Source organism: Serratia sp. Je.1.23.a (assembly GCF_051129805.1).
Classification (GTDB): Bacteria; Pseudomonadota; Gammaproteobacteria; order Enterobacterales; family Enterobacteriaceae; genus Serratia; species Serratia liquefaciens.
Genome location: NZ_JBCPSR010000010.1, coordinates 30,536 through 53,972, shown reverse-complemented (window position 1 = coordinate 53,972; position 23,437 = coordinate 30,536). Strand labels below are relative to the sequence as shown.

The 23,437-nt window shown below is 54.8% G+C and carries 24 protein-coding genes and 1 pseudogene; 15 read left to right on the top strand and 10 right to left on the bottom strand.

From position 1 onward, the window contains the following. Positions 1-123: 123 nt before the first annotated feature. From rfaQ to AAZT04_RS24355, 3 genes are read left to right on the top strand one after another with little or no spacing between them, the layout of a single operon-like run. Positions 124-1,206, top strand: a complete 1,083-nt coding sequence (gene rfaQ / locus AAZT04_RS24365; protein ID WP_262259582.1) for a putative lipopolysaccharide heptosyltransferase III — start codon at positions 124-126, stop codon at positions 1,204-1,206. Next, positions 1,203-2,330: a glycosyltransferase family 4 protein gene (locus tag AAZT04_RS24360; RefSeq protein ID WP_434682110.1), complete on the top strand. Its 1,128-nt coding sequence runs from the start codon at positions 1,203-1,205 to the stop codon at positions 2,328-2,330. The genes rfaQ and AAZT04_RS24360 overlap by 4 nt, the downstream gene beginning before the upstream one ends. Positions 2,331-2,332: 2 nt before the next feature. Next, positions 2,333-3,430, top strand: a complete 1,098-nt coding sequence (locus tag AAZT04_RS24355; protein WP_048762409.1) for a glycosyltransferase — start codon at positions 2,333-2,335, stop codon at positions 3,428-3,430. 32 nt (positions 3,431-3,462) lie between these two features. On the opposite strand, the gene AAZT04_RS24350 is transcribed toward AAZT04_RS24355, so the two are convergent. Continuing rightward, entirely contained in the window at positions 3,463-4,476 is a 1,014-nt protein-coding gene (locus AAZT04_RS24350; protein ID WP_048762410.1) for a glycosyltransferase family 9 protein, read from the bottom strand. 125 nt (positions 4,477-4,601) lie between these two features. On the opposite strand from AAZT04_RS24350, the gene waaA reads away from it, so the two are divergent. From waaA to coaD, 3 genes are read left to right on the top strand one after another with little or no spacing between them, the layout of a single operon-like run. Continuing rightward, positions 4,602-5,879, top strand: a complete 1,278-nt coding sequence (waaA, locus tag AAZT04_RS24345) for a lipid IV(A) 3-deoxy-D-manno-octulosonic acid transferase (protein WP_115060835.1) — start codon at positions 4,602-4,604, stop codon at positions 5,877-5,879. Continuing rightward, positions 5,880-6,653: a glycosyltransferase family 2 protein gene (locus AAZT04_RS24340; protein WP_256814466.1), complete on the top strand. Its 774-nt coding sequence runs from the start codon at positions 5,880-5,882 to the stop codon at positions 6,651-6,653. A 3-nt stretch (positions 6,654-6,656) separates the two neighbouring features. Then, positions 6,657-7,142, top strand: a complete 486-nt coding sequence (coaD, locus tag AAZT04_RS24335) for a pantetheine-phosphate adenylyltransferase (protein ID WP_020837609.1) — start codon at positions 6,657-6,659, stop codon at positions 7,140-7,142. Here the strand turns inward: coaD and mutM are convergent, their stop codons facing one another. The 4 genes from mutM to radC all read right to left on the bottom strand — a co-directional run bounded on the left by mutM (position 7,143) and on the right by radC (position 9,394). Beyond that, positions 7,143-7,952, bottom strand: a complete 810-nt coding sequence (gene mutM, locus AAZT04_RS24330; RefSeq protein WP_044554887.1) for a bifunctional DNA-formamidopyrimidine glycosylase/DNA-(apurinic or apyrimidinic site) lyase — start codon at positions 7,950-7,952, stop codon at positions 7,143-7,145. Between the two features lie 79 nt (positions 7,953-8,031). Then, positions 8,032-8,199, bottom strand: a complete 168-nt coding sequence (rpmG, locus tag AAZT04_RS24325; RefSeq protein ID WP_002208990.1) for a 50S ribosomal protein L33 — start codon at positions 8,197-8,199, stop codon at positions 8,032-8,034. A gap of 11 nt (positions 8,200-8,210) precedes the next feature. After that, on the bottom strand, positions 8,211-8,447 hold the full coding sequence (gene rpmB / locus AAZT04_RS24320; protein WP_004931195.1) for a 50S ribosomal protein L28: 237 nt from the start codon (positions 8,445-8,447) through the stop codon (positions 8,211-8,213). A gap of 263 nt (positions 8,448-8,710) precedes the next feature. Further along, positions 8,711-9,394 carry a RadC family protein gene (radC, locus tag AAZT04_RS24315; RefSeq protein WP_129941797.1) on the bottom strand — a complete coding sequence of 228 codons (684 nt, stop codon included), beginning with the start codon at positions 9,392-9,394 and terminating at the stop codon, positions 8,711-8,713. Between the two features lie 180 nt (positions 9,395-9,574). On the opposite strand from radC, the gene coaBC reads away from it, so the two are divergent. The 3 genes from coaBC (at position 9,575) to slmA (ending at position 12,085) form a co-directional block, all read left to right on the top strand. After that, a complete protein-coding gene (gene coaBC, locus AAZT04_RS24310) occupies positions 9,575-10,792 on the top strand; it encodes a bifunctional phosphopantothenoylcysteine decarboxylase/phosphopantothenate--cysteine ligase CoaBC (protein WP_165366462.1) in 1,218 nt (405 codons plus the stop codon). Continuing rightward, complete coding sequence (dut, locus tag AAZT04_RS24305; protein ID WP_046374864.1) at positions 10,770-11,228, top strand: dUTP diphosphatase; 459 nt, start codon at positions 10,770-10,772, stop codon at positions 11,226-11,228. Before coaBC ends, dut begins: the two co-directional genes overlap by 23 nt. Positions 11,229-11,488: 260 nt before the next feature. Beyond that, entirely contained in the window at positions 11,489-12,085 is a 597-nt protein-coding gene (slmA, locus tag AAZT04_RS24300) for a nucleoid occlusion factor SlmA (protein WP_020837638.1), read from the top strand. A 47-nt stretch (positions 12,086-12,132) separates the two neighbouring features. On the opposite strand, the gene pyrE is transcribed toward slmA, so the two are convergent. Together pyrE and rph are read right to left on the bottom strand one after the other, a co-directional pair. Then, positions 12,133-12,774: an orotate phosphoribosyltransferase gene (gene pyrE / locus AAZT04_RS24295; RefSeq protein ID WP_020837639.1), complete on the bottom strand. Its 642-nt coding sequence runs from the start codon at positions 12,772-12,774 to the stop codon at positions 12,133-12,135. A 93-nt stretch (positions 12,775-12,867) separates the two neighbouring features. Continuing rightward, positions 12,868-13,584, bottom strand: a complete 717-nt coding sequence (gene rph, locus AAZT04_RS24290) for a ribonuclease PH (RefSeq protein ID WP_012147518.1) — start codon at positions 13,582-13,584, stop codon at positions 12,868-12,870. Positions 13,585-13,710: 126 nt separating this feature from the next. Here rph and AAZT04_RS24285 point away from each other — a divergent pair, with 126 nt between their 5' ends. Continuing rightward, complete coding sequence (locus tag AAZT04_RS24285) at positions 13,711-14,574, top strand: YicC/YloC family endoribonuclease (RefSeq protein ID WP_434682107.1); 864 nt, start codon at positions 13,711-13,713, stop codon at positions 14,572-14,574. Positions 14,575-14,665: 91 nt separating this feature from the next. Here AAZT04_RS24285 and AAZT04_RS24280 read toward each other — a convergent pair whose 3' ends face one another. Continuing rightward, positions 14,666-15,406 carry an SDR family oxidoreductase gene (locus tag AAZT04_RS24280; protein ID WP_048762415.1) on the bottom strand — a complete coding sequence of 247 codons (741 nt, stop codon included), beginning with the start codon at positions 15,404-15,406 and terminating at the stop codon, positions 14,666-14,668. Positions 15,407-15,742: 336 nt separating this feature from the next. Between AAZT04_RS24280 and AAZT04_RS24275 the strand changes: the two genes are divergently transcribed. Then, positions 15,743-16,927: a NupC/NupG family nucleoside CNT transporter gene (locus AAZT04_RS24275; protein WP_020837645.1), complete on the top strand. Its 1,185-nt coding sequence runs from the start codon at positions 15,743-15,745 to the stop codon at positions 16,925-16,927. Between the two features lie 31 nt (positions 16,928-16,958). On the opposite strand, the gene AAZT04_RS24270 is transcribed toward AAZT04_RS24275, so the two are convergent. Continuing rightward, positions 16,959-17,393, bottom strand: a complete 435-nt coding sequence (locus AAZT04_RS24270) for a DUF3574 domain-containing protein (RefSeq protein WP_149573765.1) — start codon at positions 17,391-17,393, stop codon at positions 16,959-16,961. Between the two features lie 294 nt (positions 17,394-17,687). Here AAZT04_RS24270 and AAZT04_RS24265 point away from each other — a divergent pair, with 294 nt between their 5' ends. Beyond that, complete coding sequence (locus AAZT04_RS24265) at positions 17,688-18,305, top strand: trimeric intracellular cation channel family protein (RefSeq protein WP_020837649.1); 618 nt, start codon at positions 17,688-17,690, stop codon at positions 18,303-18,305. A 61-nt stretch (positions 18,306-18,366) separates the two neighbouring features. On the opposite strand, the pseudogene ligB reads toward AAZT04_RS24265, so the two are convergent. Next, positions 18,367-20,069, bottom strand: a pseudogene (gene ligB, locus AAZT04_RS24260) (NAD-dependent DNA ligase LigB). A gap of 275 nt (positions 20,070-20,344) precedes the next feature. Here ligB and gmk point away from each other — a divergent pair. From gmk to spoT, 3 genes are read left to right on the top strand one after another with little or no spacing between them, the layout of a single operon-like run. Further along, positions 20,345-20,968 (top strand): guanylate kinase, encoded by a 624-nt coding sequence (gene gmk, locus AAZT04_RS24255; protein ID WP_041415115.1) that lies wholly within the window; start codon positions 20,345-20,347, stop codon positions 20,966-20,968. 54 nt (positions 20,969-21,022) lie between these two features. After that, entirely contained in the window at positions 21,023-21,298 is a 276-nt protein-coding gene (gene rpoZ, locus AAZT04_RS24250; protein WP_004953385.1) for a DNA-directed RNA polymerase subunit omega, read from the top strand. A gap of 22 nt (positions 21,299-21,320) precedes the next feature. Then, on the top strand, positions 21,321-23,432 hold the full coding sequence (gene spoT / locus AAZT04_RS24245; protein WP_020837653.1) for a bifunctional GTP diphosphokinase/guanosine-3',5'-bis pyrophosphate 3'-pyrophosphohydrolase: 2,112 nt from the start codon (positions 21,321-21,323) through the stop codon (positions 23,430-23,432). The last annotated feature ends 5 nt before the right edge of the window (positions 23,433-23,437 follow it).

Sequence of the window (23,437 nt, the reverse complement as noted above, 5' to 3'; positions counted from 1 at the left end):
GTTGAAGGCAATTTGTCACTTCCCAAGCCTATTTTTTCTCTTCACGGCAAGAAAACCGTGCAACAGTAGCCACATGCGATCGGGTCATTTAGAATCAAAGATTGGTTTCCCTGAAAGCGACTCATGATGAACGACGCGCCAGCCCTTGCTCCTGATACCTCGATTCAGCGTATTTTGATCGTTAAACTTCGCCACCACGGCGACATGTTGCTGATCACGCCGGTCATCAATACCCTGCAGCAAAACTACCCGCAGGCGCAGATCGACGTACTGCTGTATAAAGAAACCCAGGAAATGCTGGCCAGCCATCCGGCCTTGTCGAACGTCTTCGTGATCGATCGTCAATGGAAAAAACAGGGTACGAAAGCGCACCTGAGTCATGAACTGAATCTGATCCGACAGCTTAAGGCCCGGCATTACGATCTGGTGGTCAACCTGGCCGATCAGTGGCGCAGCGCTATTCTCGCCCGGCTGACCTGCGCACGTATCCGGCTAGGATTTGATTTCCCCAAGCGTCAGGGCTTTTTATGGCGCTACTGCCACACGCATTTGGTACCGGTCAGCGATCATGCCCGCTTGCATACCGTTGAACAAAACCTGTCTCTGTTACAGCCGCTTGGCCTGCCAGGCGTCAGTCAGCAGGTTACCATGAGCTATCCATCGCAGGACTGGCAAGCCTGCGAGCAGCTGTTGCAGCAACAGGGCATTACCGGCGATTACATTGTGGTGCAACCCACTTCCCGCTGGTTCTTCAAATGCTGGAGCGAAGAAAAAATGGCCGCCACCATCAGCGCGTTGCAGGCCGACGGTCACTCATTGGTGATCACCTCTGGCCCGGATCCAAAAGAACGCGAAATGGTGGCACGCATTCTGGCGCTCTGTCCGCCACAGGGCGTAGTGTCCCTGGCTGGGCAACTGACGCTGCGGCAACTGGCCGCCCTGATCGACCACGCAAAACTGTTTATCGGCGTAGATTCGGTGCCTATGCACATGGCCGCCGCGCTGCAGACCCCTTGCGTCGCGCTGTTTGGCCCTTCCAAGCTGGTGTTCTGGCGTCCATGGCAGGTCATTGGCCATGTGATATGGGCCGGTGATTATGGCACCTTGCCCGATCCGGACGCCATTGATACCGGCACCGATGAACGTTATCTGGACCTTATTCCTACAGACGCGGTGATTGCAGCCGCGCGGAGCACGCTGGCATGAAAGCATTTCGTTTGGCGATCGTTCGCCAAAAATACCGCCCGGACGGTGGAGCTGAGCGTTTCGTCTCACGCGCCCTGGAGGCGCTGGAACAGCAGGACCTGGATCTTAACGTCATCACCCGCGAATGGCAGGGTGATGCCAACCCGAACTGGCACATCCACCTGTGCAATCCACTGAAATTTGGCCGCATCAGCCGTGAACGCGGCTTTGCCGACGCTGCCAGAGCCCTGTGGCAAAAGGAACGCTTCGATTTGGTGCAAAGCCATGAGCGCATTCCGGGCTGTGATATTTATCGCGCCGGCGATGGCGTGCATCGCCGCTGGTTATTGCAGCGGGCGCGCCTGCTGCCGGAATGGCGCCGCAAGTGGCTGTTCTCCAACCGCTACCACCGCTACGTTATGTGTGCGGAACGGGCGATGTACGCCGCTCCGGAGCTGAAAGCGGTCATCTGCAACGCCGAAATGATTAAACAGGAAATCATCGATGATTTCGGCGTTCCCGCCGATAAAATTACGGTGATCTACAACGCCATTGATAATCAAAAATTTCTGCCCGCCAATGCCGAACAGCGACAGCAGCTACGTCAGCAATACCAGATCCCGCAACAGGCGCACTGCCTGATTTTTGTCGGCTCAGGTTTTGAACGCAAAGGGCTGGCCGCCGCCATTCGCGCCGTCGCGGCCACCGACAGCTATCTGCTGGTAGTAGGCAAGGATAAGGCCGAAAAACGCTATCAGGCGTTGGCGCAGTCGCTCGGTTGCAGCGAACGGGTGCAGTTTATGGGAGTGCAGAAACAAACGCTGCCCTTCTACCAGGCTGCCGATGCGCTGTTATTACCGACGTTGTACGACCCGTTCCCCAATGTGATTCTGGAAGCCATGTCCTGTGGCCTTCCGGTGATCACCAGCACCACCTGTGGCGGTGCCGAGTTTATCACTCAGGGGCAAAATGGGTTTGTGACCGATGCCCTCGACGTACCGGCGCTGATCGAGGCGATCAGCGCGTTGCCACGTCAGGCTCAGGGTTCCACCATGGGTGAAGCCGCAAGATTACGTATCATGTCGGCTACCCCGGCACACCTGTCGGAACAGCTGATTTCCCTATATAACCGGCTGCTGGATTAACTATGCGTATTCTGATGATTATCGACGGTCTGCCTGGCGGCGGCGCAGAAAAAGTGGTGCTGACGCTGTGCCAGGGCATGCAGCAAATGGGCAATGACGTCAGTCTGATTTCATTGCGCGATGTCTGTAACTACCCTATCCCTACCGGCATTCACTACCAGGTGGTGGCGGACAGCAGCCGTTCGCCATGGCGTAAACTGACCGAACTGTCTCGCCGCGCCGCCGCGTTGGACAAGGCCATCGCAGATAACGAACGCCAACAGGGCGCCTATGATCTGGTGTTCTCCAACCTGCATAAAACCGATCGCATCGTCAGCCGCAGCAAACTGCTCTCGTCAGATCGCCTGTGGTTTTGCATTCACGGCATCCTTTCAACCTCTTATCTGGGCCACCGCAAGGGGCTGGATCGCTGGTTGAAACAGCGAAAAATCGCGGCGGTTTACCAAGGCAGAAATATCGTTGCGGTATCAAAGGCCGTCGGGGACGATTTACAGCGGAACCTGCCGATCCAGCCAAGCAGACTGGAAGTGATCAATAATCCGTTCGACATTGCCAGCATCGAGCAGCAGGCGGCAGAGCCCTGCGAGTTGGCGGGCAAAGATTACCTGGTGCACGTTGGGCGTTTTCATCCGCACAAACGGCACGATCGCCTGCTGAAAGCCTATGCGCAATCGGGTATACAGGCGCCGTTGGCGCTGATCGGCACCGGCAGCGAATCCCATATCGCGCAGGTGAAGCAACTGGCGAACCAGTTGGGCATTGCCGAGCGCGTGCTGTTTCTCGGCTTCCAGGCCAATCCCTACCCGTTTATTCGCCACGCATCCCTGCTGGTGCTGAGCTCCGACAGTGAGGGCTTTGGCAACGTACTGGTTGAAGCACTGCTGTGCGATACGCCGGTGGTCAGCACCCGTTGCCCGGGCGGTCCTGCGGAAATTCTGGAAAAAGCGGGAATGGAAAACGCATTGGCGGATCTCAATGAAAAATCGCTGGCGGAAAAAATGGCGGAAATGTATGCCTCGCCCCCGGAAATTAATCACCAACAGCTGCTGAACTATGGGTTACAGCCTATTTGTCAGCAATATTTATCGCTCAAAAAATAATTAAGGCAGGGGAAACCCTGCCTTATTTTTAATTAATTAAACGCCTGTATTTTTTCCCACACATCATCAACGGGCACATCAATACAGTCACCCGATTCAGTCTGCAAAATGTGATAGCGGCCGGACCAGGGATGCCAGGATTCTTTATCCGTATCGCCAAAGAACACCACCATATCTTTATTCAACGCGGCAGCCAGATGCATCTGCCCACCATCGCTGCACAACACCCTGTCGCATAAATCAAAACCGGCCAGTAATTCCCGCACCGACGCCGTTGGGTACAGCACCACACGCTCGTTCTGGCACAGCGCCAACAGCTGCTCGGCACGTTTCTGATCGCCAATATCATCCGGCGTCAGCGTACCCTGAGGCGACCAAAAAATCAGGACTCCCGTGTTGGGTTCAGCAAGTAAGCGATTGATAATTTCAGCATAGCGTTCGATCGGCCAGCGCCGCTTAGGGCTGCGGCTGCTGATATGAACGGCACAAATCCGCTCGACCGACGGTAAGCTGGCTTGCAACCGCTGCGCAGCCTGTTGACGCTCTTCCGGGGTCAGAAACACCCGCACCGGCGGGATAGGGATGGGTTGTTCGGTAATAGCCGAGAGGTAGCTGAAGGTATGTTCTACCTGATGTTTTCCGCTGAAATTCGCCTTGCGGAAAGGATGATGAATATCAGGCGTGCCTAAATCTGCACCAATGATATTGCTGACCCCGGCCATTTTTGCCAATCGCAGGCTGTACTTGCAGGGTACCGGATTGGCCAGGATGGCCGCGTCGAATTTTATTTTACGCAGCTGAAGAAAAATCATCAGCCGTTCGAAATAAACCCCCAGCGTGGTTTCATTTTTCGCCTTATGCTTTGCTTTTTTATAGACAAAGACTTTTTCCAGATGCGGGTTATTTTTAACGACATCCTGGCTAACTTTATTGATTAACAGATAAAGTTTGGCGTCCGGATAGGCAATTTTCACCCCTTCGATCAACGGGGTTGTACAAACAAGATCGCCAATATTGTCACGGCGAATAATTAAAATATTCTTCATTCCAAGCCTATCAGCGAAATCTCTCGCCTGTTGTCTGAAACTGACACCCAAGGTTACCAAATTAGCGCCTTTCCCTTCCAGTTATGGTACTATTCTGAATAACCCATATAAATGAAATTGATAGAATGTTGCTGCGTTTATATCAGGTACTACTCTACCTTATCCAACCCCTGATCTGGCTCCGCTTACTGTTGCGCAGCCGCAAAGCTCCAGCCTACCGTAAACGCTGGGCAGAACGCTATGGCTTCTGCGCCGGTAAAGTCGCGCCGGGCGGGATTATGCTGCATTCCGTCTCCGTGGGTGAAACGCTGGCCGCCATCCCCTTGGTCCGCGCGCTACGCCACCGCTACCCCTATTTACCGATTACTGTGACCACGATGACCCCGACAGGTTCAGAACGCGTGCAGTCCGCCTTCGGTAAAGACGTTCACCACGTTTATCTGCCTTACGATCTGCCTGGCTCGATGCGCCGTTTCCTGGATCAGGTGAATCCCAAGCTGGTCATCATCATGGAAACCGAGCTGTGGCCCAACCTGATTAACGCATTGCATCAGCGCCAAATTCCGCTGGTGATCGCCAACGCCCGTCTCTCTGCCCGCTCAGCCGCCGGTTATAAAAAAATCGGCGGTTTTGTCCGCGATATGCTGCGCCGCATTACGCTGATCGCCGCGCAAAATCAGGAAGATGGCGAGCGCTTTATCGAACTTGGCCTGAAACGCTCACAGCTTACCGTTACCGGTAGCCTGAAATTCGATATTTCCGTTACTCCAGAACTGGCCGCACGCGCGGTCACTTTACGCCGTCAATGGGCGCCGCGTCGCCCGGTGTGGATCGCCACCAGCACCCATGAAGGTGAAGAAAGCATTCTGCTGGCTGCACACCGAAAACTGCTGGAGAAACACCCTGACCTGCTGTTGATCCTGGTGCCTCGCCACCCGGAACGCTTCGCTACCGCTAAAGATCTGGTACAAAAAGCTGGTTTCAGTTACACCCTGCGCAGCAGCGGTGAAATCCCTTCCGGCGGTACTCAGGTGGTGATCGGCGATACTATGGGCGAATTGATGCTGCTGTACGGCATTGCCGATCTGGCCTTCGTTGGCGGCAGCCTGGTGGAACGTGGCGGACACAACCCGCTGGAAGCCGCGGCACATGCCATTCCGGTACTGATGGGTCCCCATACCTTCAACTTCAAGGACATTTGCGCCAAACTGTCGCAAGCGGAAGGGTTGATCACCGTGACCGACGAGGAATCACTGGTCAAGGAAGTGGCTACATTGCTCACCGACGAAGACTATCGTCGCTATTACGGCCGCCACGCGGTGGAAGTGCTGTATCAAAATCAGGGAGCGCTGCAACGCCTGCTGCAACTGTTGGAACCGCACCTGCCGCCTCGGAGCCATTAAATGAGCGACCGTAAAAGCCTGTCGGTGGTGATTATCGCCAAGAACGAGGCCGGGCTGCTGCCGGATTGCCTGCACTCCGTTGCCTGGGCAGACGAAATCATCATGCTCGATTCTGGCAGCCAGGATGACAGCGTCGCCGTTGCCGAAAGCTTGGGTGCCAAAGTATTCACCCATACCGACTGGCAGGGCTTCGGCAAACAGCGGCAACTGGCTCAAAGTTACGCCAGCCACGACTATATTCTGATGATTGACGCCGACGAACGCGTTACGCCGGAATTGCGCCAGTCTATTGAACAAGCGCTGGCCGCGCCAGATGAGAATAAGGTCTACAGCTGCGCACGCCGCAACCTGTTCCTGGGGCGCTTTATGCGCCACAGCGGCTGGTATCCCGACCGCGTCAACCGCCTGTATGCCAATCGGCGTTATCGCTATAATGACAATCTGGTGCACGAGTCGCTCAATACTGACGGGGCGAAAGTGGTGCCCCTTAGCGGCGATCTGCTGCACCTGACCTGCCGTGACTTCTTTGCCTTTCAACGCAAACAGCTGCGTTATGCCGAAGAGTGGGCCATTCAACGCCACCAGGCAGGCAAGCGCTGCGGCTATCTGTCGATACTGACCCACACCCTTGGCGCCTTTTGCAAAACCTGGCTGTTGCGTGCCGGTTTTCTAGACGGTAAACAGGGGTTGCTGTTAGCCGTGGTCAACGCGCAATATACCTTCAATAAATATGCCGCACTCTGGGCATTGGGCCGCAACTTTTCAGAGAAGTGAATCATGACCCGTAAAGCCATTTATCCCGGTACTTTCGATCCCATGACTAACGGTCACCTGGATTTGGTGACTCGTGCATCTTTGATGTTCGATCACGTCATCCTGGCCATCGCCGCCAGCCCGAGCAAAAAGCCGCTGTTCACGCTGGATGAGCGCGTAGCCTTGGCCAGCCAGGTGACGTCGCACCTGGATAACGTGGAAGTGCTGGGGTTCAGTGAACTGATGGCACACTTTGCCGCCCATCAGAATGCCAATATTCTGGTACGCGGCTTGCGTGCGGTCTCTGATTTTGAATATGAATTGCAGTTGGCGAACATGAACCGCCATTTAATGCCGACATTGGAAAGCGTGTTTCTGATGCCTTCCGAAGAGTGGTCGTTCATCTCCTCCACCCTGGTGAAGGAAGTTGCACGGCACGGCGGCGATATCTCACCTTTCCTGCCGGCCGTAGTCACTCAGGCACTGTTCGAAAAGCTCGCCGAACACTAATCAGCGCTGGCAGCGACGGCAGAAAAATGTGCTGCGCTGCCCGTGTTTCGCAGACTCAATCGGCGTGCCGCATGCGCGACAAGGCTCCCCCGCACGGCCGTACACCTGCAACTCCTGCGCGAAATAACCCGGTTTACCGTCTGACTGCAGGAAATCGCGCAGCGTGGTGCCCCCTTGTTCGATTGAACGCAGCAACACCGCCTTGATGGTCTCCGCCAATAACTCCGCCTCCGCTTTGCTCAGCGAGCCAGCTGGACGGTCTGGTAAGATCCCGGCGGTAAACAGCGATTCACTGGCGTAGATGTTGCCTACCCCGACCACCAACTTGTTATCCATCAACCAGGGTTTGATCAGCGTGCGCTTGTTGCGTGACTTTTCGTACAGGTAAGCGCCGTTAAAGGCTTCGCTTAGCGGTTCCGGCCCCAGGTGCGCCAGCACGTTGCTGGCCGCCAGATCCTCGCACCATAACCAGGCGCCAAAACGGCGGGGATCGGTATAGCGCAGGGTCATGCCATTGCTGATCACCAGATCGACGTGGTCGTGCTTGCCGGCCTCGGTTTCCTCAGCCAGCATGCGCAGGCTGCCGGACATGCCCAGGTGAACAATAATCCAACCGTGGTCCAGTTCAATCAGCAGATACTTGGCACGGCGTTGCACGCTGCGCACCGGTTGGTCGCTCAGCGCCAGAATTTGCTCGGAAACCGGCCAGCGCAGGCGGGCATTACGCACCACCGCATATTGAATGCTGTGACCGACAAGATAAGGTTCAATCCCGCGTCGGCTGGTTTCAACTTCTGGTAATTCAGGCATCTGGCGCTCTCCCGTTGATTTCCTACCTTTATAAAACAAAAAACCCGGCCGAGGCCGGGTTTTTATTAATCCACTAAAATTATTTAATTTTAGCTTCTTTGTACAGTACGTGTTGACGGACAACTGGATCGAATTTCTTCAGTTCCAATTTTTCCGGCTTAGTACGCTTGTTCTTCGTGGTGGTATAGAAGTGACCAGTACCAGCAGAAGAAACCAGCTTGATCTTCTCGCGAACACCTTTAGCCATGATTCAGTTCCTTAATACTTCTCACCACGGGCACGCAGATCGGCCAAGACCGTCTCAATACCCTTCTTATCGATAACACGCATACCTTTAGCAGATACACGCAGAGTTACAAAGCGCTTCTCAGCCTCAACCCAAAAACGGTGTGAGTGCAGGTTCGGCAGAAAACGGCGTTTGGTCGCGTTCATTGCGTGGGAACGGTTGTTACCGCTCACCGGGCGCTTGCCAGTAACTTGGCAGACTCGGGACATGTCTATTCTCCAAAAATCAAATCAGCTCGAGCTTCGTATAGGGTATGGCCGCCTCGTCAGGCTTTTAGAGCCCATCTCAGCAAACTTCATACTGAGGAGACTCTCGTCATCAGGTCAGAAACCACACATCAGGTTAGAAACCTGCTGAGATAGGCTCTTGCGCCAAACCCAAGATTCTCAAAGGTGGCGTAGTATACGCTCTGAAGCGTAAGTGCTCAAGTCCCGAACAGCTAAAGATCCCATAAGGATCGCGAAAAAATCGCTTAAAGCCATCCGCGTTCGGCAAAAGAGACGCATTCACCCCGACCTATAACCAAATGATCGAGCACTCGGATCTCCAATAACAGGCAGGCATTAACCACTTGCTCAGTTATCAAACGGTCGGCGTGGCTGGGTTCAGCCTTACCCGAAGGATGATTATGCGCCAGAATAATGGCGGCCGCATTAGCCTTCAACGCTTCGCGCACAATTTCTCTCGGGTATACGACGACGCTGCTGATGGTACCAGCAAACATCTCCTGATGGCGAATAACACGGTGCTGATTGTCTAAAAACAATACCAAAAACACTTCTCGCTCATGGTGAGCCAACAAACTTTGCAGATAATGCTGGGTCATCTTCGGATTGAGCATGGCATTTTCCTGGGCCAGATGGCTGGAAAAGAAGCGGAACGCCAGCTCCGAAATCGCCTGCAGTTGGGCATAACTGGAATTACCCAGCCCCTTGTGACTGCAAAAAACCGAATGTTCCGCCGACATCAGGTGATACAGCGAACCAAACTGCTCCAATAACTGCTCCGCCAACTGCATAACATGCACGCCGGGAAAGCCGGTGCGCAGGAAAATGGCCAGCAGTTCCGCATCGGACAATGCCGAGGCCCCGTAACGCAACAATTTTTCCCGTGGCGCCAACGTACCCGGCCACAGGGTGATTACCTGACTGCTCATTAACACCCTCCCGAAAACGCCACAGCATGCCACGCAGTGACGCGACCAACGACAGGTGTTTGATAACATTGCGAAGTGCTGCGCAAAGCACAATGTAACTCGTTGCAGGCATAGCGGAATCACTCACCTGTCGGGCGGTTATGCTAAAATGCCACATCTTTCGGATTCAATCGGACAATCATGATGACGGGACTTTCCGGCAAACATATTGTGCTTGGCATCAGTGGCGGCATCGCCGCATACAAATGCCCAGAACTGGTACGCCGCCTGCGTGACAGAGGCGCGGAAGTGCGTGTGATAATGACCAGCGCGGCGAAAGCCTTTATCACGCCGCTGACGCTGCAGGCCGTTTCCGGCTACCCGGTATCGGACGATCTGCTGGATCCCGCCGCCGAAGCGGCCATGGGTCATATTGAGCTCGGCAAATGGGCGGACCTGGTGATTCTGGCGCCGGCTACCGCCGATCTGCTGGCGCGCGTCGCCGCCGGAATGGCCAACGATCTGCTGACCACCGTCTGCCTGGCCACGGCGGCACCGATCGCTGCCGCACCCGCCATGAACCAGCAGATGTACCGCGCCGTCGCCACCCAGGCCAATCTGCAGACGCTACAAGCGCGCGGTATGCTGCTCTGGGGGCCAGACAGCGGCAGTCAAGCCTGTGGCGACGTTGGTCCTGGCCGCATGCTTGATCCGCTGGAAATCGTCGAACTGGCGAACAGCCATTTCTCCGCACCGCAAGATCTGAAACATTTAAAGATTATGCTCACCGCCGGCCCCACGCGCGAAGCGCTGGATCCAGTGCGTTTCATCAGTAATCACAGCTCCGGTAAAATGGGCTTTGCCATAGCGCGCGCCGCTGCCGCACGCGGTGCACAGGTCACGCTGATCGCAGGGCCGGTCAACCTGTCGACGCCGCCGTGGGTCACTCGGGTAGACGTGAACAGCGCATTGGAAATGGAGCAGGCGGTCCAGCAACGTGCCGGCCAACAGGATATTTTTATATCTTGCGCTGCCGTGGCCGATTACCGCGCCGAACAGATTTCCGATGAAAAAATAAAAAAACAGGGTGATGAAATCATCCTCAAAATGGTAAAAAACCCCGATATCGTTGCCGGCGTCGCCGCGATGACCAAAAATCGGCCTTTTGTCGTGGGGTTTGCTGCCGAAACCCAGAATGTGGAAGAATACGCGCGACAAAAACTGGCGCGTAAGAAACTGGATTTAATTTGCGCTAACGATGTATCGCTTGCAGAGCATGGGTTTAACAGTGACACCAATGCCTTGCACCTTTTTTGGCAGAATGGAGAAAAGCGCCTGCCGCTGAGCGACAAGGCACTCCTTGGCCAACGTTTAATAGACGAGATAGTCAGCCGTTATGATGAAAAAAATCGACGTTAAAATCCTCGACCCGCGTATCGGGAAGGACTTCCCTTTACCGACCTACGCCACCCCAGGTTCCGCAGGCCTTGATCTACGTGCCTGCCTGGACAGCGCTGTCGAGTTGGCGCCGGGTGAAACCACGCTGCTGCCAACGGGCCTGGCTATTCATATTGCCGACACCGATCTTGCCGCAGTGATCCTGCCGCGTTCCGGTCTGGGCCATAAACACGGTGTGGTACTGGGCAATCTGGTCGGCCTGATCGACTCCGATTATCAGGGCCAGCTGATGGTTTCCGTCTGGAACCGTGGTCAGAAATCCTTCACTATTGAGCCAGGTGAACGTATCGCGCAGATGGTGTTCGTGCCGGTAGTTCAGGCTGAATTCAATCTGGTAGAAGAGTTCGACAGCAGCGAACGCGGTGCCGGTGGCTTTGGCCACTCTGGCCGCCACTAAGCGCTGCCTGATACCTGACCGACGACAAGGAATTGTCGCCTTAAATCTTGCTACCCCGGAGAGAAGGACAGATCCATGGCAAGATTTGGCCGACTACGATTACAGCGCACACCAGGGCGCACGGAGAATACAGGTCGTTAAGGCCGCTGACCCCAGCATCGTAAAAAAGCTATCACATAAGCCGCACAGAGCTTTCTCTGCAACGGCCGGTGCCCGGGTTTCCGAAAGTCTAAGCAGTTTTAGCAAGGGTCTAATCAGACATGGCAGAAAAAGAAAATATCAAAAGGAATCGGCGCGAGGAAATACTGCAGGCATTAGCCCAGATGCTGGAGTCCAGCGACGGTAGCCAACGTATTACCACCGCTAAACTTGCCGCTAACGTCGGAGTCTCCGAAGCTGCACTGTACCGGCACTTTCCCAGCAAAACACGGATGTTCGACAGCCTGATCGAGTTTATTGAAGACAGCCTGATCACGCGCATCAACCTGATTTTGCAAGATGAAAAAGAGACCTTTAACCGTCTGCGCCTGATTTTGCTGCTGGTATTGGGGTTCGCCGAACGCAACCCTGGCCTGACGCGAATCATGACCGGCCATGCGCTGATGTTTGAACAGGATCGCCTGCAAGGCCGAATCAACCAGCTGTTTGAACGCATTGAAGCGCAATTGCGTCAGGTACTGAAGGAACGCAAACTGCGGGAAGGCAAAGGCTTTATCGTGGACGAAACGCTGCTGGCAAGCCAGTTGCTGGCGTTCTGCGAGGGGATGCTGTCGCGCTACGTGCGATCTGAATTCCGCTATCGCCCAACCCAAGAGTTCGATGGCCGCTGGCCACTGCTGGCGGCACAGCTGCAATAAACCCGTTACCGGGCGCATTTTACGCGCCCGGTAACGTAGATACTGAGTTAGACCCCGTACTGCTCACGATAGGCGCGCACCGCCGCCAGGTGATCCGCCATTTCTGGCTTTTCCTCGAGATAAACAATCAAATCCTTCAGCGTCACGATGGAAATCACCTTACAGTGATAGTCACGCTCAACTTCTTGAATGGCCGAAATATCCGCACGACCTCGTTCCTGACGATCGAGTGAAATCAGCACGCCGGCCAACGTTGCGCCGCTGGCACCGATGATTTCCATGGATTCACGGATAGCCGTACCGGCAGTGATCACATCATCCACCAGCATCACGCGGCCCTGTAGCGGGCTGCCTACCAGCGTGCCGCCTTCGCCGTGGGTCTTGGCTTCCTTACGGTTAAAGCAGTAAGGCACGTCGCGCTCATGGTGCTCTGCCAAAGCCACCGCCGTGGTGGTGGCAATCGGGATACCTTTGTAAGCAGGACCAAACAGCAGATCGAACTCGATACCGGAATCCATCAGAGCTTCAGCGTAGAAACGCCCGAGTAGCGCAAGATCACGCCCGGTATTAAACAGGCCGGCATTAAAGAAATACGGGCTGGTGCGGCCGGATTTCAGGGTGAACTCGCCGAATTTCAATACCTGCTTGTTAAGCGCGAACTCGATAAACTGGCGCTGATAGGCTTTCATTACTGCTTCTCCTCGTCTGGTCGGTTAGATCTGTTAATACTGCCGCCCGATCGCCGGGCGTAAAAAAGGCGACTCTTGAGTCGCCTTAAAAAATTAGTCTGCCAGCGCCGCTTTCTGCGCCTGGAAGATGGTATCGATGCCCCCTCGGGCCAGCGCCAATAGCGCCAACAGTTCATCATGGCTGAACGGCTCGCCCTCGGCGGTGCCCTGCACCTCGATCATACGGCCATCTTCCATCATCACCACGTTCATGTCGGTTTCTGCTGCAGAGTCTTCAACGTACTCCAAATCGCACAGCGCTTCGCCGTTAACGATACCGACGGAAACCGCCGCCACCAGCCCTTTCATCGGGTTGGCTTTCAGTTTTCCGTTGGCTACCAGCGCATTTAACGCATCGGCCAGCGCAACGCAGGCGCCGGAAATGGACGCGGTACGGGTACCGCCATCGGCCTGCAATACGTCACAGTCGAGAGTGATGGTGAACTCACCGAGTTTTTTCAGATCTACCGCTGCACGGAGCGAACGGGCGATCAGGCGCTGAATCTCCAGCGTACGGCCACCCTGCTTGCCTTTTGCGGCCTCGCGGGCGTTACGGCTGTGGGTGGAACGCGGCAACATGCCGTACTCAGCGGTGATCCAACCCTGGCCCTGACCTTTCAGGAAGCGCGGCACACCCTCTTCTACCGTGGCGGTGCACAAAACTTTGGTATCGCCAAACTCAACCAGCACTGAGCCTTCTGCGTGTTTGGTATAATGACGGGTCAGTGTCAGTGGGCGAACTTGTTGTGGTGCTCTGCCTGCAGGACGCATGGGCTCTCTCCGGCTTCTTATCAACGATTGGCTGCGCATTATACGGGCTTCGTGACGTAATGCCTATCCTGCCCGAAGGTCCAACGCTATAATCGCTCCATCTTTTCCTATTACGGGTACGCATCAATGATCCGCAGCATGACAGCCTACGCTCGGCGAGAAATCAAGGGTGAATGGGGCAGCGCAGCTTGGGAGCTGCGTTCCGTTAACCAACGCTATCTGGAAACCTACATCCGTCTGCCGGAACAATTCCGCAGCCTGGAACCGGTGATCCGCGAACGCATTCGTGGTCGTTTGACCCGCGGCAAAGTGGAGTGCAACCTGCGCTTTGAGCTGGATCCGAGCGCGCAAAGCTCGATGATCCTGAACGAAAAACTGGCCAAGCAGCTGGTTGAAGCCGCCAACTGGGTAAAAATGCAGAGCGACGAAGGGGAAATCGATCCTATCGACGTCCTGCGTTGGCCTGGCGTGATGTCTGCTCAAGAGCAGGATCTGGACGCCATCAGCGCACAGCTGATGCAAACGCTGGATGGTGCACTGGATGACTTCATTGTGGCTCGCGAAAGCGAAGGCACCGCACTGAAAGCGCTGATCGAACAGCGTCTGGAAGGCGTGAGCGCTGAAGTAATCAAGGTTCGCACCCAAATGCCCAACATTCTGCAATGGCAGCGTGAGCGTCTGGTCAGCAAACTGGAAGAAGCCCAGGTGCAGCTGGAAAACACCCGCCTGGAGCAGGAGCTGGTGCTGATGGCGCAGCGTATTGACGTTGCCGAAGAGCTGGATCGCCTGGAAGCTCACGTAAAAGAAACGCACAACATCCTGAAGAAGAAAGAAGCCGTGGGCCGTCGCCTCGACTTTATGATGCAGGAGTTCAACCGCGAATCCAACACGCTGGCATCCAAGTCCATCAATGCCGAAGTGACCACTTCAGCCATCGAGCTGAAAGTGTTGATCGAGCAGATGCGCGAACAGATCCAGAACATCGAGTAATACATTGCTTCATTCGCTTAAGCCCGCACCTGCGGGCTTTTTTTATGGTGCAGAAGACCGCACCTGAAAAGGCGCGACGGTGGTATGCGGCTTAATACAGCTCTTGGGTTGGCCGCAAAACAATTTCGTTGATATCCACCTCCGCCGGTTGCTCGATGGCATAAGCGATGGCACGCGCTACGGAATCCGCCGGGATGGCCTGTTGATAAAACTCCTCAACGAACTTCACGCTTTCCCGGTCCGAGGTGCCAAGCTTCAGTTCGGAATCCACGGCTCCCGGACAGATAATGGTGGTGCGAATATGTGCCCCCACCTCATAACGCAAGCCTTCGGAAATAGCACGTACCGCAAACTTGGTGCCGCTGTAAACGGCGCCGCCCGGGCTAAGCACCTTCAGACCGGCGACGGAGGCGACATTGATAAAGTGACCGCTCTGCTGTTGCTCGAACACCGGTAGCACAGCGGCAATACCATACAGCACACCTTTGAGGTTGATATCGATCATCCGTTCCCATTCGTCGACCCGGGTGGCGCTCAGCGGGGCTATCGCCATTAACCCTGCGTTGTTCACCAACACATCAACGCGCCCAAATTCCGTTATTGCGGCATCGACCATTGCCTCCACGTCGTTACGGCGAGTGACGTCTACCGCTACCGCGAGCGCTTTACCCCCGGCCGCGATGATTTCATTCGCCAATGCATCAAGACGCGTTTTGCGACGCGCTGCCAATACCAACGTTGCGCCCCGAGCGGCGAGATGGCGAGCTGTCGCCTCGCCCAATCCGCTACTGGCGCCGGTAATAATCACAACCTTGCCTGAAATCTGGTTCATACAGTTCTCCTCAGCAAAAAGGCCATAAAGCCTCCGTTATAGAACCGGATGTCGCGATGTGTCGTGAAGCCAAAAATAACCCTGCGATTTATAAGCCATCGCAAAGGCTGAAGTATAGTACAGCCGTAAAAAACCGGGTCACAAGCGACTCTCGCCGTGAAATTCGCGTTGAATTTATTTATGAAAAACTGCCGATAAGTAAGAGAGGATGACAATCGGCAACTTACCCGGCTTACCGAAAGTATTTTGTTCTAATTATCACGTAATGTAATGAAAGGCCGGGAGAGCTGTGGCTAAATGTGTTTTTTCCTGCCCGTTAAGCCGTACGGACTCTTTATGCCGCAAATTCTGCAATTTATTTTTGCCCTGGTGGTGATCATCGCCCTGGCACTACTGGTCAGTAATGACCGCAAGAAAATCCGCCTGCGTTATATTATTCAGCTTTTAGTCATTGAAGGCGCACTCGCCTATTTCTTCCTGCATTCAGAAAGCGGCCTGAGCGTCATCAAGCACGTTGCCGGTTTCTTTGAAACGCTGCTGACCTACGCCGCACAGGGTTCCGACTTTGTGTTTGGTGGCATGAGTAAGGATGGGCTGGCGTTTATCTTCCTGGGCGTGTTATGCCCGATTATCTTTATTTCCGCGCTGATCGGTATTTTGCAGCATTTCCGCATTCTGCCGCTGATTATCCGTCTGGTCGGCACCCTGCTGTCCAAGGTTAACGGCATGGGCAAACTGGAATCTTTCAACGCCGTCAGCACGCTGGTGCTCGGCCAGTCTGAAAACTTTATCGCCTACAAGGGCATCATCGGCGATATCTCGCCGCGTCGCATGTACACCATGGCAGCCACCGCCATGTCGACGGTATCCATGTCCATCGTCGGTGCCTACATGTCGATGATCGATGCGCAATACGTGGTAGCCGCGCTGATCCTCAATATGTTCAGCACCTTTATCATATTGTCGATCATCAACCCTTATCAGTTGGACGATGAACCCGAACTGAAACTGAGCAAGCTGCATGAAGACCAGAGCTTCTTTGAAATGCTGGGCGAGTACATCCTGGCGGGCTTCAAAATCGCGATGATTATCGCCGCCATGCTGATTGGCTTTATTGCGCTGATTTCAGCGGTAAACGCTCTGTTCTCCGCCGTGTTCGGCATCAGCTTCCAGCAAATCCTGGGCTATGTATTCTATCCACTGGCCTGGCTGATCGGTATCCCGGCACCGGATGCGCTACGAGCGGGCAGCATTATGGCGACCAAACTGGTGGCCAATGAGTTTGTGGCCATGATCGAACTGAAGAAAATCGCTACGGAGCTGTCACCGCGCGGCCTGGGCATTCTGTCGGTATTTCTGGTGTCTTTCGCCAACTTTGCCTCTATCGGCATCGTCGCCGGGGCAATCAAAGGGCTTAACGAGCGACAAGGTAACGTGGTTTCTCGTTTTGGTTTGAAGCTGGTCTATGGTTCCACGCTGGTCAGCCTGCTTTCGGCAGCCATCGCCGGACTGGTACTGTAAACACTATCCCGGCCTGCGGGCCGGGAGCTTATCAAAACGCGACGCACACGGGCGCATCAACCCGCATCACGGAATCCTGTGCAAACTGTTGTTTATAGCTGCTGCGTAATGCCTCAATATGGGTTTCACTTTCCTTGCCCGGCGCATGAATCAGCATCAGCGCTTTGCTGTTTTCGCGCGCCAGCTTGCCGTCATTACCCAACCACTGTCCTTTGGCATCAAATACCGATAACCCATCTTTAAAACGCGGCGTCACTTGCCGATCGACAAAATTCTGCCATTCGGCAGCACCGATCGCCGGCCCCGCAGGGCGATTAAGGCCAAAATAAAGCGTAGTTTGGACCATAGGATCGCCAACCTGGCAGGTCGCCGATTTTTGCGGCCCAGCGTTCTGAACCGGCGCAACGCAACCGCTCAACAGGATGGTCACAGCGGCAGCCGCCGCCAGCAGGGAAGTTGCTTTCATTTATCTTCATGTTCCTCAGTAAACACCATCATCAGCCAGAGATCCCTCACCGCCAAGCGGTCTCGGGATCGCATGCAAAAAGCATAGTCAGCAATAGAAACCAATGCGAAATATCTAATCCATTCTTGAAACGAATAAGGTTCAAAAAGGCAATGGATAAGCAAATAAAACAAAAAATGGATTAACTAAAGTAATCCGAATTGCCATCGGTTAGAAAAACTCAGTGGTGCTATGTCCTCGCGGCCATTACCCTGCCACCATGACTCTCATTCCCGCCTACCCTGTGAATATCTTATGTTATTGAGCATTCTTTATATCATCGGTATTACTGCCGAAGCCATGACTGGCGCACTGGCTGCCGGCCGCCGCCAAATGGACATGTTTGGCGTCATTATTATTGCCTCTGCCACAGCAATCGGTGGCGGTTCGGTACGCGACATGTTGCTCGGGCATTTCCCCCTGGGGTGGGTCAAACATCCTGAATATATCGTTATTGTTGCCATTGCCGCGATCGTCACCACCTGGCTGGCCCCCTTGATGCGCCACCTGCGTCGTCTGTTTCTGGTGTTGGACGCCGTTGGGCTGATTGTATTTTCAATCATCGGCGCACAGGTCGCGCTGGACATGGGCCACGGTGCCATCATTGCCGCGATTGCCGCGGTGATCACCGGCGTATTCGGCGGCGTTCTGCGCGATATGCTCTGCAACCGCATTCCCTTGGTATTCCAGAAAGAAATCTACGCCGGTATCTCCTTCGCCGCCGCCTGGCTGTACATCGGTCTGCAACACTTCAGCCTGCCACATAATATGGTGGTGATCATCACTTTGGTGGCCGGCCTCAGCGCCCGACTGATTGCTCTGCGCTTTCGGCTGGGTCTGCCGGTGTTTAACTATCAGCATCCGGATCATTAATAAGGGCACCTTAACAGCATAGGCAATCCCGTTGTTGATGGACTCCAAGAGGAACATCACATCAAGGCGCGCTGGCAAAACCCACAATCCCTTGTGAGCCCAGGGTGCTGGCCAGCGCCAAGACTGGCTGGTGCTGGAGAAAATCGGCAATCTGTTGTGCCCTTTTTGCACCAATACCGACGATTTTCCGCCACGCCACGGGGGACATTTGCTGGACCTGATGCCAGTTTGTCAGCGCCATCGTTTGCTGCGGGGAGAGCGGTATACCTAAAGCGAGCAGCCAACGCGCGAACGGTTGTTGTCGCGCCTGCTGAAATTGCCGGTGAATGCTTTGCCCTCGCTTACCGCCGATGCCGGGCGCGGCCATCAGTTGTTCCGGCGTCAGCAACAGCCAATCCAGCAAATTCCTAACTAACCCCTGATCGATCAGCGTCTGCCAGGTGGATTCACTAACGCCGCGCAAACTTAACCCCTGCGGGCCGCTCAACCACACCAGTCGGGCAAGAAACTGCTGACGGCAATCCGGTCGCCAACTGAAACAACTCAACGCGTGGTAACGTTCAGCAGACGGCGCACTGGGCAGCGACCGGTCCGTTACGCGCCAGACCACGTTATTGAGATGTGCAATGCCGTGTCCCATCAGGCTGATTGCAACCTGATCGCCGGGCACAACCGCCCATTTTCGCCAACGTGATAGCGAGCCGAGGTTAACCCGCGTTACCCATTTATCGTCCATCCTGACGAGGTCAAGCCGCAGTACCACGGCGATTTTTCCGGTGCGGCCAATATTGAAATCAATGCCATTTACTCGCGCCACCTGCTGCGCGGGCGGATACTTCCAGGCAACGGCCCAATCACCGGGCCTGGCTTGCCAGTAGAGCCCCTGGGGTGAGTGTGCCTGATGGATCACCACACCATCAGTGACGAAAGGCAAAGCAGTTTTATGCCAATGCTCTCGCCATTGTTGCACCTCCGCCGAGGAGTTCACCGGCTGCGAAAAAGTCAGGGCAAGAGGAAAACCCATTTCAGCAAGCTGGCGTAAACGCTGCGCCATCTCCTGCGGACCGTTGGGCCAGGCCCAGACAAACAGCCCAATCTGTTGGAGTAGCAGCGAGGGTTTATTTTTCATCAGCGCACCGGCGACCTTGGCACGGGCGTTGATGCCGCCGCTGACCTTTTGTTGATGACCGTTCACCATCAGAAACAGCTCGCCCTGCAGAATCAACGTTGGCGGGGCCCCTTAATACTGACCGGCACCGCAGGAATAGTCCGCACTTTTTCCAGCCAGTTCTCGCCTTTCAGTCCGTTCCCTCGGCTGATCGCCGACGTCAGTTTTCCGTCGTGATAAACCAGCGTGATGGCGACACCGTCCACTTTGGGTTGAACCCAGACATCACTACGCCCCTTTAACCATTGGTCGACGGCGGCAAGATCCGGCAATTTCCGCAACCCGGTATGCGCCACCGGGTGCGGCACCTTGCCTTCGGGTAAAAGCGGGCCAGCCCCCTCCTCCGGCGCTACCCCGGCGCAACGCTGCCATAACCGCAGCTTTTCGCGCAGGCTGTCGTAGACTTCATCTTCAATTAAACTGCTGCCCTGCTGGTAATAAGCTACGTCCCAGCGTTCAAGCTGGTTTTTTAAGGCGGTTATCTCCAGTTGCATCCGCACCGGGCGCCACGCCGGACAGGCTTGCGCCCGAACAGTCTCACTGCACAGCAAACCGACCAGCAGCATCATCCCTATTCTCATGACACTTTTGCGCATCTTTCACCTCCCTGATAACCGGCAGTAAAGCCGGAAGAGGAAAGCAAGACAATGGCCCATGAGGCGTTCTGCGCAGCGGTTCGATTAACGCCTGCCGGCATTGCAGAAAACCGTCAAAATTTGGCGATACGCTGCGCAAACCACCCTGTTTGAGGTTTTTTCAGCATAAAGCGGCGGGCAAAATGCGAGCTAACGCTGCATCCGGCACGTTAGCCGTGTATACTGTGCGGAGAAAATACACATCCGCTGTTATTGGCATATCAACGAATATCATCATGGCTCAAGGCACGCTTTATATTGTCTCTGCCCCTAGTGGCGCAGGGAAATCAAGTCTGATTCAGGCTTTGTTAAAGACGCAACCGCTGTACGACACGCAGGTTTCGGTTTCGCACACCACGCGCGACAGCCGCCCGGGTGAACAGCATGGCGATCATTATTTCTTCGTCTCAAAAGAAGAATTCTGCCGAATGATTGAGCAGGATGCGTTTCTTGAGCACGCCGAAGTGTTCGGCAACTATTACGGTACCTCACGCGCTGCCATTGAGCAGGTGCTGTCGACCGGGGTAGACGTTTTCCTGGATATCGACTGGCAGGGCGCGCAACAAATTCGTGCCAAAATGCCCCAGGCGCGCAGCATCTTTATTTTGCCGCCGTCGAAGGAAGAACTTGGCCGTCGCCTTCGTGGACGCGGACAAGACTCTGATGAAGTGATCGCCAAACGCATGGCGCAAGCCGTGGCGGAAATGACGCACTACGCGGAGTATGATTATTTAATCGTGAACGATGATTTCGATCTGGCCCTGTCCGATCTGAAAACCATAATTCGCGCCGAACGCCTGCGTTTAGGCCGCCAATTACTGCGGCATGACGCTTTAATCAGCAAACTATTGGCAGACTGAAGACAGTTTCAGTATTATGCCCAGTCTTTTCGTCACCTGTGGAGTAGCACAAATATGGCACGCGTAACTGTTCAAGACGCTGTAGAGAAAATTGGTAACCGTTTTGACCTGGTGTTGGTCGCTGCTCGTCGGGCACGTCAAATCCAGACTGGCGGTAAAGATGCACTTGTTCCGGAAGAAAACGACAAGTACACCGTTATCGCACTGCGCGAAATCGAAGAAGGCCTGATCACCAGCCAGATCCTCGATGTTCGCGATCGTCAGGAGCAGCAAGAGCAGGAAGCCGCAGAAATTCAAGCGGTTACCGCGATTGCTGAAGGTCGTCGTTAATTAATTAGACTGCGAGCCTGCCTTGTACCTGTTTGAAAGCCTGAATCTGCTGATTCAACGTTACCTGCCTGAGGAGCAGATTAAGCGCCTCAAACAGGCATACCTCGTTGCACGTGATGCTCACGAGGGACAGACACGCTCCAGCGGTGAGCCCTACATTACTCACCCGGTTGCTGTGGCCTGTATTCTGGCGGAAATGCGTCTCGATCATGAGACGCTGATGGCAGCCCTGCTGCATGACGTCATCGAAGACACCCCAGCCACCTATCAGGATATGGAACAGCTGTTCGGCAAAAGCGTCGCCGAATTGGTTGAGGGCGTATCCAAGCTCGACAAACTGAAATTCCAGGACAAAAAAGAAGCCCAGGCGGAAAACTTCCGCAAGATGATCATGGCGATGGTGCAGGATATCCGCGTCGTGTTGATCAAACTGGCCGACCGCACGCACAACATGCGTACCTTAGGTTCGCTGCGCCCCGACAAACGGCGGCGTATTGCGCGTGAAACCCTGGAAATCTACAGCCCACTGGCCCATCGTCTGGGTATTCACCACCTGAAAACCGAGCTGGAAGAGCTGGGTTTCGAGGCGTTGTATCCGAACCGTTATCGCGTAATCAAAGAAGTGGTGAAAGCCGCACGCGGTAATCGTAAAGAGATGATCCAGAAGATTCTCGCCGAAATCGAGGGGCGATTGACCGAAGCCGGCATCCCCTGCCGCGTCAGCGGGCGAGAAAAACATCTGTATTCCATCTACCTCAAGATGCACCTGAAAGAACAGCGCTTCCATTCGATTATGGATATCTATGCGTTCCGGGTGATCGTGAAAGAGGTGGATACCTGCTACCGCGTGCTGGGTCAGGCTCACAGCCTGTATAAACCGCGCCCTGGCAGGGTCAAAGACTATATCGCCATTCCCAAGGCCAACGGCTATCAATCGCTGCACACTTCACTTATCGGCCCGCATGGCGTTCCGGTAGAGGTGCAGATCCGTACCGAAGATATGGATCAGATGGCCGAAATGGGGGTCGCCGCGCACTGGGCTTATAAAGAAAAAGAACAGGGTGAAACCGGCACCACCGCGCAAATCCGAGCCCAGCGCTGGATGCAGAGCCTGCTGGAGCTGCAACAGAGCGCCGGTAGCTCGTTTGAATTTATTGAGAGCGTCAAATCCGATCTGTTCCCGGATGAGATTTACGTTTTCACCCCGGAAGGCCGCATCGTTGAATTGCCTGCGGGCGCCACCCCGGTCGATTTCGCCTACGCGGTGCATACCGATATAGGCCACGCCTGCGTTGGCGCACGGGTTGATCGTCAGCCATACCCGCTGTCGCAGTCACTGACCAGCGGCCAGACGGTCGAAATCATCACCGCTCCGGGCGCACGACCAAACGCCGCCTGGCTGAACTTTGTCGTCAGTTCCAAAGCGCGCGCTAAAATTCGCCAGATGTTGAAAAACCTCAAGCGCGATGATTCGGTTGGCCTCGGCCGCCGTTTGTTAAACCATGCGTTGGGCGGCAGTCGCAAACTGGCCGAGATCCCGCCGGAAAATATCCAACACGAGTTGGATCGCATGAAGCTGGCGACGCTGGACGATCTGCTGGCTGAAATCGGCCTGGGTAATGCCATGAGCGTCGTGGTCGCGAAAAACCTGCAGGGCGATCAGTCCAATCTGGGCACCTCTTCCGGCGTTCGTAATCTGGCGATCAAGGGCGCAGACGGCGTGCTGATCACCTTTGCCAAATGCTGCCGACCTATTCCGGGTGACCCGATTATCGCCCACGTCAGCCCAGGTAAAGGCCTGGTGATCCACCATGAATCCTGTCGCAATATCCGCGGCTACCAGAAAGAGCCTGAAAAGTTCATGGCGGTAGAGTGGGATAAAGACATCGAGCAGGAATTCATTGCCGAGATCAAAGTGGACATGTTTAACCATCAGGGGGCGCTGGCCAACCTGACGGCAGCCATCAATGCGGCTGAGTCCAATATTCAAAGCCTGAATACCGAAGAGAAAGACGGCCGGGTTTATAGCGCCTTTATCCGCTTGACCACCCGCGATCGCATCCATCTGGCAAATATTATGCGTAAAATCCGTATCATGCCGGATGTTATCAAAGTTAACCGTAACCGAAATTAGCGCTT